The organism is Curtobacterium sp. C2H10, assembly GCF_025407985.1.
Classification (GTDB): Bacteria; Actinomycetota; Actinomycetes; order Actinomycetales; family Microbacteriaceae; genus Curtobacterium.
The window spans coordinates 207,009-218,818 of the sequence record NZ_JABXGF010000001.1 but is presented as its reverse complement, the minus strand read 5'-3'; the positions used below and the strand labels follow the sequence as shown (position 1 = coordinate 218,818).

The following is an 11,810-nucleotide window of genomic DNA, read 5'->3' as shown; positions in this document are numbered from 1 at the left end:
GATCAGAACATCGTGTTCGCGTTGGCCGCTTGCTCCGGTACCTGCTGCATCACGTCCCAGTGCTCGACGATGCGTCCGTCCTCGAGCCGCCACAAGTCCGCGACGGCCATGCCGCGGTCGCCCGGTGCGAGGTGAAACGCACTGTGGGTGACGACGAGGTCGCCCTCGGCGACGGTCCGCTTGACGTCCACGTGGAGTCCGGGGAACCGTGTGCGCATGGAGTGCACGTAGGCGATGAATGCCTCCGCACCGTCAGGGGCCGAGGGGTTGTGCTGCACGTAGCTCGTGCCGAGGGCGCGCGATGCCGCGGCCTCGGGCTCGCCGTCGTTGAACGACTGCGTGTAGAAGCCCACGACGGTCTCGGTGTTCTCGGCGGTCGACATGGGTGTTCCTCTCCGCGGTGCGCCCTCTGCGTTCCGCTGACCAGATCTTCGCCGGTCGCGCGGCCCGGCAGCCTGCCCCCGACCGGGACACGCTCCCGGGCCGTCGCCTCCGTACGGTCGCTGGCACCAACCGAACGGAGATCCGATGCCCGCTGTGCAGTTCACCCGCGAGTCACCCGAGGTCGGACGCGTGGTCGTCTCCGATCCACCCGTCGGCCTGATGACGGGGGCGACCGTTCACGGCCTGGCCGACGTCGTCGCGGGGCTCGCGGGCGACTCGGACCTCAAGGTGCTCGTCTTCGAGAGCAGCACCGACGACTTCTTCCTCAACCACTTCGACCTCGCGCGGATCGACGACTTCCCCGGAGGTGCGGCCTGGCTCGATCTCGTCGTCGCGCTGTCGGAGGCCCGGTACATCACGATCGCGGTGATCCGTGGGCGCACGCGCGGCGGCGGCAACGAGCTCGCGCTCGCACTGGATCTGCGGTACGCGAGCCGGCAGCGCGCCCGCTTCGGACAGCCCGAGGTCGGCACGGCGGTCGTCCCTGGTGGTGGCGGGACGGAGCGACTACCCCGTCAGATCGGACGTGACCGCGCGCTGGAGGTCATCCTGACCAGCGCGGACTACGACGCAGACACCGCCGAGCGCTGGGGGTGGGTGACGCGTGCGCTCGACGACGACCAGCTCGACGAGTACGTGGCCGGCGTCATCGGGCGCCTCGCTTCCTTCGACGGCGACGCGCTCGCGACCGCGAAGGCGATGGTCAACCGTGCCACCCTCCCGCCGAAGGCCGACCTCGAGTCCGCCTACCGCACCTTCGAGGAACGCGTGGCGAGCCCGTCGTACCGCGCACGGGCGGCGGCCGGTGCTGCGCGTCTCGACGACGACCAGCTGCTCGCCCTGGAACTCGAACTCGGTGAGTTCATCGGAGCGGCCGCTCGACGTCGGGTCGCCGACGCGTGAGACGGCGGACGGGAGGCGCGGTGCGGGCCCGACCCGCGCCTCCCGTCCGATCTGCGGTCGTGACGGGAATACCTGACGCGTCAGGTAGTTGTAGCCGCTGTGCAACAGCGACTGAGCGAGCGACAACTGGCCACGTGGCAACGGCTCCAGGTGGTGACGGAGCGGCTGCGCCGCCGTGTCGGCGCCGACCTGCGCGACGGAGCCGACCTGTCGGAGGCGGAGTTCACGGTGCTCGCGCACCTGGTCGACATGGGCGGCGACGCCCGGCCGACGACGTGCGCCGCAGCGATCGGCTGGGACTCCAGTCGCCTCGCCCACCAGCTGCGCCGGCTCGAGCGACGAGGACTGGTCGAACGGCGCGGAGGCCTCCGGGACGCGCGCGGATCGTCGATCGTGATCACCGACTCCGGGCGGTCCGCCCACCGGGCCGCCGTCGGGTCGCACCTCCGTGCTGCGGCGACGTGGTTCGGCGACGCGCTCGACGACGCAGCACTGGCAGGGCTCGACGGCGCACTGCGCGCGCTCGAGGAGCACATGCGCCGATTGGACGGCGACGGACCGGACGACGGACGTCCGGAAGCAGACGAACACGAGGAGCACGGACGATGAGCACCATCGACACATGGACGACACCCACTGCGGACCTGACAGGACGGACGGTCGTCGTGGTCGGCGGCAGCGGCGGCGTGGGGGAGGGCGTGGTCCGGTCGATGCTCGCCGCGGGCGCGACCGTGATCGCGACCGGACGGGACGTCGCGCGACTCGATGCCGTCGCGGCACGGCTCGCGACGGCCGGGCTCCCCGGCACCCTGCACACGAGGGTGCTCGACGCGATGAACCCCGGGCTGGACGACGACGTGACCGCGATGGCGCAGGAGTTCGGGGCGTTCGACGGGGTGGTCGTGTCGCTCGCATCCTGGGGCGACCAGGGCCGGAAGCCGGCGCTGGCGCTCGACGACGACGAGTGGCAGCGCCTGCTGGACGGCAACCTGACGAGTGTCTTCCGGGTCTTCCGGGCGTTCCTGCCGCGGATCACCGGGACCGGAGTGCTCATGCAGTTGAACGGCATGAGCGCGGACATCCCGTTCCCCGGGAGTGCCGGGGTCGCGCTGAGCGCCGCGGCGACGAAGTCCCTCTCCCTGACGCTGGACGCCGAGCTCGGCGGACGCGGTCCACGCGTCGCGCAGCTCGTGCTCGGGGTGGTCCGGACCCGCGCCCGGCAGGCCGCCGGGATCGACGACCCGCGGTGGATCGACGCGACCCAGGTCGGCGACCACGTCGCGCACCTGGTCGCCGGGAGCAGCCCGCTCGCCCGCACCGCCCTGCAGTACTTCACCGATCGAGCCGAGGGCCCGCGTCCCGGGTCCACCGTGCGCTGAACCGAGGAACCATGGACATCGTCCGACCCAGCGACACCGGGTACGCCGCACTGCAGCACGTCTACTCGAGCACCGGCCGACCGGGATCGATCCTGCTCCCGCGCACGACGACCGAGGTCGCCGAGGCGCTCGCGATCGTGCGCGCGTCGGGGCGCCCGTTCGCGGTGCGCAGCGGCGGGCACGGCATCAGCAGCATCGCCACCAACACCGGTGGCGACGTGATCGACCTCCGTGCCCTCGCGTCCGTCGAGCCCCGGGGAGGCCGGTCGGTCCGCATCGGGCCCGGCGCGCGCTGGGGCGCCGTGGCGTGGGCGCTCGCCCCGCACGGCCTCGCGATCAGCTCCGGCGATTCCGGTGACGTCGGGGTCGGCGGTCTCGCCACGACCGGTGGCATCGGCCTGATGGGCCGTGCGCACGGCCTCACCATCGACCGCCTGCGAGGCGCGGAGATCGTCACGGCGGACGGGACCGCACGGCGCGTCTCCGGCGACGAGGAACCAGACCTGTTTTGGGCGATCCGTGGCGCCGGCGCGAACTTCGGGATCGTCACGGCGTTCGACTTCGAGGCCTCGGAGACCGCCGACGTCGTGCAGACCACCGCGGTGTACCAGCCGATCGACCTCGCTGCGTTCCTGCAAGCCTGGGGCCGGACGGTGGAGACCGCGGCGCGTCCGGTGTCAGCCTTCCTCTACCTGGGGGCGGGGCCGACGCCGTTCGCGCAGGCGACCATCGTGTACGCCGGCGACGACCTGGAGGCGGCGGCCCCGGAGATCGAACGCTTCCTGCGGATCCCGGGCCTGGCCGGGCAGCGGGCCGCCGTGACGCCGTACGCGGCGGTACCGCTGACGAGCGGTGCGCCGCACACCGGGCAGCAGCGTGCTGCCACCCACACCGGGCTGGCCGTGCACCTCGACCAAGACCTGTCCGACCGGATCGCGGTGTTGCTCCGCAGCGCCGGCGTGGACATGGTCCAGATCCGCTCGGTCGGCGGCGCGATCAACGACGTCGACCCGGCGGCGACCGCCTACGCGCACCGGCACCAGAACTTCTCGGTGACTGCGGTGTCGGTCCGGGGCGGCGACGCGTTCCACGACGCGTGGGAGTCCGTGCACCCTCGGATGGACGGCATGTACCTGAGCTTCGAGACCGATCACGCACCGAGCGCCGTGGCCGAGGCGTTCCCGCCGGCGACGCTCGCGCGGCTGCGGGACCTCAAGGCCCGGTGGGACCCCGACGACCTGTTCGACCAGAACTTCGACGTGTCGCGGACATCCGCGGAGCTCAGCTGAGGGCGACGGCGCCCGCGATGCGGTCCGCGAGGTCCGCGAGCGCGGCGGCGCTGTCGGACCCCGGCACGGCGTGGTACGCGCAGAGCAGGTACCCCGGTGTGTTCGGGACCACGAACGTCTGGTGGCGGAGCGTGATCTGTCCGTACCCGTCGACCGAGGGCCGGACATCCCCGTCGTAGTACGGGTCGACCTCGTGGCGCTCCCAGAGCCGGCGGAACACCGGGTCCGCCTCGGCGAGCCTCGCCGCGGTCTCGTGGAGCCGGGGGTCGTACGGGTGCCCGTAGAACCGCATGCGGCGTGCGGTCCGGTCGGCGAGCGCCGGCCAGGTCGGCAGCGCTCGGACCTCCGGGAAGGTGAAGACCACCTCGGGGATGCTCCTGCCGACCTCGAGCCCGAGCGGGACCACCCACCGCGCGAGGGCGTTCGAGAGCACGACCTCGTGGCGGGAGTTGATGATGTACGCGGGTGTGTTCGGCCAGGAGTCGAGGATGGCGGACATCGCCTCGATCGAGACCGCGGCCTCGGCCGCCGCCACGTCCAGCGGCTGCACCGTGCTGAGCCGCAGCAGGTGCTGGACGCCGGCATCGTCGAGCCGCAGTGCCCGGGCCAACGCGTGGAGGACCTGTTCGGACGGTGCGCGGTCGCGACCCTGCTCCAGCCGCAGGTAGTACTCCTGGCTGATCCCCGCGAGCCCGGCGACCTCGTCGCGACGGAGCCCCGGGACCCGGCGGCGCGTGTGCGACCGTACGTCGACGTCCTCGGGGCGGGTCGCCGCCCGACGCGCTCGGAGGTAGTCGCCGAGCGGTGTCCCTGTCGCGATCACGACCCGTCCTCCCTCCCTGCCGGCGCGTCCGGCGCCGTGGTTCCTCCATCCTGGCGCATTCCCGGTCCCGGGATGCGCCAGGTGTCCCCGACGGGGACACCCTCACGCCTGCTCGGACCCGTACCGTCGGCGCAGTGCGAAGGGAGTGTCGTGCACGATCCACCGGTCCGCCGGGCGCACGTCACCGTCGCCGCCCGTTTCGACTGCTCGCCGAGCGCGACGTGGTCCCGCTTCGTCGACTTCGCCGACGGGCACGTCGGTCCCGACGGTGCGACCGAGCTCCTCACGCCCGGTACGAGTCGCTGGATCCGGCGGCTCCCTGGCGACCTCGGCGTCGTCGAGGAGCGTTCCCGCACCGAGGACGGCGTCGTCGCCTATCGCGCTCGCGTCCCCGGCGGTTCGGCGGTCGACGACGTGGACGGCGTCGTCCGCGTGTCCCAGGAGGCAGAGGGGAGCCTCGTCACGTGGACGACCGAGGCGGTCACCGCCCCGTCCGCGTCCGAGCGCGAGCGCGTCCGGCAGTGGCTGGCGGATCGGCTCCGGACCGCCGGGGGCACGGTCCTCGCCCCCCTCACCATGGACGTGTGGCTCGGAGGCTACCGGGACGTCGCCCGCACCGGTCTCGACGGCACGGGCACCGCGACGTGGTCGCCCACGACGGCGACCCTGGTCTCCGGCGAACACGACGCCGTCCTCGTCGACGCCCTGATGACGGCGGACGAGGCCGACGCCCTGGTCGAGTGGATCCGAGGCAGCGGGAAACGGCTCCGGACCGTCGTGGTCACCCAGGGCCAGGCAGACCACTTCTTCGGCCTCGGTCGCGTCCTGCGGGCGTTCCCCGACGCGGTCGCGACGGCCGTCGCCGACGTCGCCACGCGTGCGCTCGACCAGACGGCGCCCGCACACCGTTCCCGGTGGGAGTCGTTGTTCCCCGGACGGCTCCCCGGATCCCTCACCGCTCCGACCCCCGACCCGGCCGGGGTCGTCGACCTCGAGGGCCATGCACTGCAGCTGTTCGACGTGGGACGGATCGGCGACCGGCCGACGAGCCTGGTGTCGGTCCGGCACCTCGACGCGGTGATCGGCGGCGACCTCGTCTACAACCGCGTGCACCCGTGGCTCGTCGGCACGGACGCGGATTCCCGACGGAGCTGGGCGCGGGCACTCGACCTCGTCGAGGCGCTGCGTCCGGCATGGGTGATCGCGAGTCACCGGCACCCGGCTTCCCGTTCCGACGCCGCTCGACCGCAGGTCGCCGCGCTCCGCAGGTACCTCGGCGACGTCGAGACGGTGCTCGCGGACCACGGTGATGCCGTTGGGTTCGTCCGCGAGATGCTCCGGCGGTGGCCGCGGTTCGGCAACCGATCGACGTTGGAGGCCTCCGCGGTGGCCCTGCACACGATGGGCCCCCCGCCATCGGAGGCCGAGTTGCCGGACCTGCTCCCGCGTCGTCCGCAGGACGAGGCGGACGAGCCGACGGACCTCGTCTGAGACGCGACTCAGGTTACGCTGTCCCCGACCGGGAGGAGCGTCGTGGGCGACACGGACCTCGCAGCGCGGCTCCGGACACTCCGGCTCGCAGCCGGCATGACGCTCGAGACCCTCGCGGAACGATCGGGCGTGAGCGTCCGGGGCATCAGCGACATCGAGCGCGGCCGCAGTCGCCACCCGCAGCCCCGCACGATCGAGGCGCTGGTCTCCGGACTCGGGCTCGACGACGCGGCACGCCGATGGCTCCGGGCGCCGCTGGTGGGCGCGGGGCCGGACACCGGACGCACCGATTTCCGCCCGCCACGCGTGGCGGACTTTACCGGGCGCTCGGGTGAACTCGACCGGCTCGTCGCGGACCTCGACCGGCCGTCGGGCCCGCCGGTCGTCGTCGTCTCCGGACCACCCGGCATCGGGAAGACCGCGCTCGTGACGGAGGCGATCGGACGAGCGTCCGCCGCCGAGCGCCGCGTGTTCGTGGACCTCGCCGGACACGGCCGACCGGCGACGACCGCGTTGGAGGTGCTCCAACGCGTCCTCCGACAGTGCGACCCGGACGATCCGCCCGGCACGTTGGCGGCAGCGAGGGCGCGGTGGTCGGAGCTGTGCTCGGCCGAACGGGTGCTGGTGCACCTCGACAACGTCTCAGGCGAGGACCAGGTCCGACCTGTGCTCGTCGAAGGACGGTCGACCGTCGTCGCGACCTCGCGTCGGACGCTCGCGGGTCTCGACGCGGACCGGATCGTCCTCGACGTGCTCGGACCGGAGGACGGTCGTCGCCTGCTCGAACGCATCGTGCCGGACGAGCAGCGCGATCCTGCTGCGGTCGACGAGCTCATCGCGCTGTGCGACGGATTCCCGCTCGCGCTCCGCGTCGCCGCCAACCGGATCGCGAGCCGTCCGGCCACGAGCGTGGCGGATCTCGTCGCCCGCATGCGGTCGACCGATCGCCGGCTCACGCTGCTCGTGGCCGGCGACGTCTCGGTCGCGGCGGCGATCGCGGTTTCCTACGACGACCTCGACCCGGCGACGGCCGCCGTGTTCCGGGCGACCGCGGCACTCGACGGCGTCACGTTCGGCGCCGACGTCGTCGCGGCGGCGGTCGGCGCGAGCCCAGACGAGACCGAGGCCCGACTCGAGGGACTGGTCGACCTCGGCCTGGTCGAACCCCGGGGCACGCGGTACCGCGTGCACGACATCATCCGGCTGTTCGCGCTCGAGCGGCTCCGCGAAGACGCCCGGACCGAGGCAGCTGCACGCGAGCGGCTCACCCGGTGGTTGCTCGACCGGCTCCTCGCGGCCGGGTCCGCGTTCGTGGTGCCCGGCCGTGCCCCCGTCGCACAACCGGACGCCGATCAGGACGTCGCCCGCGACTGGATCATCGGAGAGGTCGACCACTGGTGGCCGGCCTTCCGTCGGGCCGCCGCGCTCGGGTGGCACGAGATCGTGGTCGCACTCACGACCGTGCTGCAGTGGTTCGGGAACCTCTGGCCGGACTGGGGACGGTGGTACGAGCTCGACCTCGTGGCACAGCGAGCAGCGGACGAGCTCGCGGACGATGCCGCGCGTTCACGAGTGGCGGGACATCTCGCCTGGGCCGCGCACGTCGAACGAGCCGACCACGGACTGGCCACGCAGCACGCGGACGAGGCGCTCGCCGCGGCGGAACGTACCGGTGCCGTCGATCTGATCGCATGGGGGCACTACCACGTCGCCTGGAGCGCACTCGACCGCGGGGATCCGGTCACCGCCGAAGTACACGCACTCGCTGCGGTCGCGGGGTTCGAGAGCGAGGACGACCCGGTCTTCCTGCACCAGGCGCGGGGCATGTTGGGCCTCGCCCTGCAGGCACAGGGTCGGTACGACGAAGCGGTCGCCGCGCTCCGAGCGGCGGTCGACGGCATCGTGGAGGGGCTCGACCCCGTCGACGAACGCGTTCGGTACGCGCAGGCGCTGGCCCGCGCGGCGCTCGCCACCACGCTCCTCGAGTCCGGTGCGCCGAGCGAAGCGCTCGACGTCCTCGACGCCGGGCTCCGGACGCTGCCGGACGACACCGGGACGTCCATCGGGCTGCTGCTCCGTTCGCGGGCGGCGGTGCTGGTGGAGCTCGGACGACCCACCGAGGCGCTGGCCGACGTGGACCGTGCGCTCCGCGCCTTGCCGGCACGCGTTCGTCCTGCCCGCCTGGACGCCCTGCAACGGGAGTTGGCGGCGCTCCGCGACTCACTCACCGGCCCGAGCGGCTGAGGGCCCGCGGGACGAGGGCGTCGCCCGGCGGTCAGACCTCGACGGTGCGTCGTCCAGGAGCGGTCGTGACCTCGTCTCGCAGCGCCGCCAGCGCCCGCGCACCGTCCGTGCCGTCCGCCGCGTGGAAGGCGGTGAGCACGTACCGCTGCGGGCCCGGGACCTCGAGCGTCTGGCACGTGAGGGTCACCCTGCCGTGGCCGTGCACGTCCTGGTCGATCGAGCCGTTGAGGTACGGGCGGGCGTCGTGCCGTGCCCAGAGCCGCCGGAAATCCGGGTCCCGGACGGACAGGGTGCCGATGATCTCCTGCAGCCGCCGATCGCGGGGATCGCTCCCGTACCGCAGCGTCGCCGCGGTCCGGGCAGCGGCATCCGGCCAGTCCTCCATCACCGCGCGGCCGAACGGCGAGAACACCGCCAGCGGCAGGTTCACCCCGGGTGTCAGCCCGCCGCCCGTCATCGCCCGTGCCAGCGGGTTCACGACCAGGACGTCCTGGTTGCCGTCCATGATGTACGCCGGCGTCCCGGTCCACTGGTCGAGGAGGCCGCTCAGCGTGTTCATGACGCGAGCCGGCGTCGTGTGGTCGTCGGAACGAGCCTCGCCGGTCTGGATCCGGACGAGGCGGTCCATGTGGTCCACCGCGTCCTGGTCCAGGCGGAGCGCACGGCCGAGGGCGTGCAGCACCTGGTCCGACGGTTGGCGATCGCGGCCCTGCTCGAGTCGGAGGTAGTACTCCTGACTGATCCCGGCGCGGCGGGCCACCTCGTCCCGTCGCAGCCCGACGACCCGCCTCGGCGTCGACGACACGATGCCGACGTCCTGCGGCTGCACGAGTGCTCGTCGTGCGCGGAGGTACTCACCCAGAGGCGTGATCGCAGTCGGCATGGCATCGCTCCCGCTCGTCCTCGCTGCACCGTCGTGAACGGTGCTGCATGATGTCGGGTACCAGCCCACCAGGCACCCGGCGTCGGCACCATGCAGAACGCAGGCAGGAATCGAGGAGCACGTGCAGGAACGACCCGACGGCGAGCTCCTCCGGCGGTTGCGCACCACTGCGGGCCGGACGCTGGCCGACCTCGCCGACGCCGCCCACGTCGGCGTGCGGACCCTCAGCGACATCGAGCGAGGGGTCGCGCGGCGCCCGCAGCGCGCGACGATCGAGGCGATCGCGGCGGCACTCGGCGTGACGTCAGCGGAACGGGACGCGCTGCTGTCGATCGGTCGGGCCCGTCCGTCGACGGAGGCGAGCGCCCCGGACGTCGTCGGCGACTTCACCGGACGCGACCGCGAACTCGGCAGGGTGCTCGACCGTCTCCGGGGCGCCCACGCGGGTGCGGTGATCGTGTCCGGCGGCCCCGGGGTCGGCAAGAGCACCTTCGCTGCCGAGGCGCTCCGCGTCCGCGGTGTCCCGTGGATCCACGTCGACCTCGGCGGGCAGACGGCCGCCCCGCTGTCGGCGCTCGACGTCCTCCGCCGTCTCGTCTCCCTCGCCACCGACGGCACGGAGGAGGCACCGGTGATCTTCGACGCGGCGGCAGCACGGTGGCGCGAACTCAGCGCCGACCACCGGCACGCGGTCCTGCTCGACGATGCCGGCAGCGAGGCGCAGGTGCGTCCGGTGGTCGACGCGGCGGGACCGGGGGTGCCGGTGATCGTGACGAGCCGGAGTCCGCTGGCCGGACTCGACGCCGGACTCCGCCTCCAGGTCGAGCCGATGCCGCTCGCCGATGGCCTCGCGTTGCTCGAGCGGATCGTGCCCGACGTGGCGAGCGAGCCGGCCCTGGCGGCGGTGGCCGAGCACTGCGCGGGGATCCCGCTGGCGCTGCGGATCGCCGGGAGCCGCATCGCGGCACGGACGGACGACGTCGACGGCTTCCTCGGTGCCATGCGCGCCGAGGAGCAACGGCTCGGTGCCCTCCGGCACGGTGACCGCTCGGTCGAGGCCGCGTTCGCCGTCTCCTACGAGCGGCTCCCGTCCGTCACGGCGCAGGTGTTCCGCTCGCTCGCGGTGATCGACGGGACGAGCTTCGATGCACGGACCGGCGGCGCTCCCCTCCGGCTCGACGACGTGACCGCCGAGGACGCACTCGAGGAGTTGGTGGACCTCGGTCTCGTCGAGCCGCGCGGTGGGAACCGGTACCACGTGCACGACCTGCTCCGGGCGTTCGGCGCCGATCGGATCGACGCCGAGGACGGTCCCGGCGCGTCCCGTGCGCTGCGGGAGCGACTGCACCGGTCGGTCCTCTCGTCCCTCGATCGAGCGGCACGGCGGTTCGCTCCCGAGTCCGCCCGCCGTGACCAGGCCGATCCGGAGTTCGCCGACCCGGCAGCGGCGAAGCGGTGGATCACCGGTGAGGTCGACCACTGGTGGGCGGCGTTCCGCGCCGCGGTGTCGGACGGGCTGCACGGCGACGTGATCCGGACCGCGGCCGGTCTCGAGTGGTTCTCCAACCTGTGGCCGGCATGGGGGCACTGGTACGAGCTGTTCGGCGACGCGGTCGACGCCGCGCACGCGGCCGACGACCGAGCGTCGGCAGCGCGGCTCCTCGGTCTGCAGACGTGGGCTGCCCTCATGGAGCGCGGCGACCGGACCGGTGCGCTCGAGCTCGCCACGAGGGGTCTGGCGGACGCCCGTGCGGCAGACGACGACGCCGTGTCCGCGAGCGCCGAGTACCACGTTGCGTGGGCACACCTGGCGCTCCGACAGCCGGAGCTCGCGCTGCCGCACATCGACGCCGCGATCGACGGGAACACGAGGACCGGGGACGACGCCGCGCTCGTCCAGTGTCGCTCGATGGCGGGCGCAGCACTCCACCTGCTCGGCCGGCACGCCGAGGCGATCGCGTCCTTCCGAGCGGTCCTCCGCGACCTCGAGCGGGTCGGGGAGGGCGACCCCGGGGCGGTGTTCACCCGGGTGGTCGCGCTGGAGGAGATCGCGAAGTCGGCCAACGCGCTGGGGCGATGGGACGACGCCCGGGACGCGGCGGACGCGGGGTTCGGTGCGGCGTCGGCGCTGTCGTGGGACACGGGTGCTGCTCGCGCGCTCCGACAGCGTGCCGAGGCGCTGCTCGGTTCCGGGGAGGCCGATGGAGCCCGACGCGACGCCGAGCGGGGGATCGCCCTGGTCGACGCCGATCGGGCGGACGCCCAGGCGGGTGCGGTGCTCGGCGAGCTCCGCGCGCTGCTCGAGCGGATCGACGGCCGCGCGCCCTGAGCGGAGCCTGTCCCCGGCAGAGACA

At 73.2% G+C, this 11,810-nt stretch carries 10 protein-coding genes; 7 read left to right on the top strand and 3 right to left on the bottom strand.

The genetic code is table 11. From position 1 onward, the window contains the following. Positions 1-2: 2 nt before the first annotated feature. Complete coding sequence (locus HWD93_RS01030) at positions 3-383, bottom strand: ester cyclase (RefSeq protein WP_071295117.1); 381 nt, start codon at positions 381-383, stop codon at positions 3-5. A gap of 145 nt (positions 384-528) precedes the next feature. Between HWD93_RS01030 and HWD93_RS01025 the strand changes: the two genes are divergently transcribed. The 4 genes from HWD93_RS01025 to HWD93_RS01010 all read left to right on the top strand — a co-directional run bounded on the left by HWD93_RS01025 (position 529) and on the right by HWD93_RS01010 (position 4,015). Then, positions 529-1,347 (top strand): enoyl-CoA hydratase/isomerase family protein, encoded by an 819-nt coding sequence (locus tag HWD93_RS01025; RefSeq protein ID WP_071303544.1) that lies wholly within the window; start codon positions 529-531, stop codon positions 1,345-1,347. A 153-nt stretch (positions 1,348-1,500) separates the two neighbouring features. Then, complete coding sequence (locus HWD93_RS01020; protein ID WP_254790778.1) at positions 1,501-1,956, top strand: MarR family winged helix-turn-helix transcriptional regulator; 456 nt, start codon at positions 1,501-1,503, stop codon at positions 1,954-1,956. Further along, on the top strand, positions 1,953-2,726 hold the full coding sequence (locus HWD93_RS01015) for an SDR family oxidoreductase (RefSeq protein ID WP_071303545.1): 774 nt from the start codon (positions 1,953-1,955) through the stop codon (positions 2,724-2,726). Before HWD93_RS01020 ends, HWD93_RS01015 begins: the two co-directional genes overlap by 4 nt. A gap of 11 nt (positions 2,727-2,737) precedes the next feature. Then, positions 2,738-4,015 carry an FAD-binding oxidoreductase gene (locus HWD93_RS01010; RefSeq protein WP_071303546.1) on the top strand — a complete coding sequence of 426 codons (1,278 nt, stop codon included), beginning with the start codon at positions 2,738-2,740 and terminating at the stop codon, positions 4,013-4,015. Here the strand turns inward: HWD93_RS01010 and HWD93_RS01005 are convergent. Further along, positions 4,008-4,838 carry a helix-turn-helix transcriptional regulator gene (locus HWD93_RS01005; protein ID WP_175473757.1) on the bottom strand — a complete coding sequence of 277 codons (831 nt, stop codon included), beginning with the start codon at positions 4,836-4,838 and terminating at the stop codon, positions 4,008-4,010. The genes HWD93_RS01010 and HWD93_RS01005 overlap by 8 nt on opposite strands. Positions 4,839-4,988: 150 nt before the next feature. On the opposite strand from HWD93_RS01005, the gene HWD93_RS01000 reads away from it, so the two are divergent. Together HWD93_RS01000 and HWD93_RS00995 are read left to right on the top strand one after the other, a co-directional pair. Continuing rightward, the gene (locus tag HWD93_RS01000; RefSeq protein WP_261645769.1) at positions 4,989-6,329 is read left to right on the top strand and encodes an MBL fold metallo-hydrolase; all 1,341 of its coding nucleotides are present in this window, start codon (positions 4,989-4,991) and stop codon (positions 6,327-6,329) included. Positions 6,330-6,371: 42 nt separating this feature from the next. Beyond that, complete coding sequence (locus HWD93_RS00995) at positions 6,372-8,573, top strand: helix-turn-helix domain-containing protein (RefSeq protein WP_261645768.1); 2,202 nt, start codon at positions 6,372-6,374, stop codon at positions 8,571-8,573. A 31-nt stretch (positions 8,574-8,604) separates the two neighbouring features. Here the strand turns inward: HWD93_RS00995 and HWD93_RS00990 are convergent, their stop codons facing one another. After that, on the bottom strand, positions 8,605-9,456 hold the full coding sequence (locus tag HWD93_RS00990) for a helix-turn-helix domain-containing protein (RefSeq protein WP_261645767.1): 852 nt from the start codon (positions 9,454-9,456) through the stop codon (positions 8,605-8,607). Between the two features lie 121 nt (positions 9,457-9,577). On the opposite strand from HWD93_RS00990, the gene HWD93_RS00985 reads away from it, so the two are divergent. After that, positions 9,578-11,785, top strand: coding sequence for a helix-turn-helix domain-containing protein (locus HWD93_RS00985; RefSeq protein ID WP_261645766.1), 2,208 nt, complete (start codon positions 9,578-9,580; stop codon positions 11,783-11,785). Positions 11,786-11,810: the final 25 nt, after the last annotated feature.

Bases quoted from the DNA above. Each gene is read 5' to 3' on its own strand.
- HWD93_RS01030 (WP_071295117.1), bottom strand. From the start codon at position 383: ATGTCGACCGCCGAGAACACCGAGACCGTCGTGGGCTTCTACACGCAG.
- HWD93_RS01025 (WP_071303544.1), top strand. From the start codon at position 529: ATGCCCGCTGTGCAGTTCACCCGCGAGTCACCCGAGGTCGGACGCGTG.
- HWD93_RS01015 (WP_071303545.1), top strand. From the start codon at position 1,953: ATGAGCACCATCGACACATGGACGACACCCACTGCGGACCTGACAGGA.
- HWD93_RS01010 (WP_071303546.1), top strand. From the start codon at position 2,738: ATGGACATCGTCCGACCCAGCGACACCGGGTACGCCGCACTGCAGCAC.
- HWD93_RS00990 (WP_261645767.1), bottom strand. From the start codon at position 9,456: ATGCCGACTGCGATCACGCCTCTGGGTGAGTACCTCCGCGCACGACGA.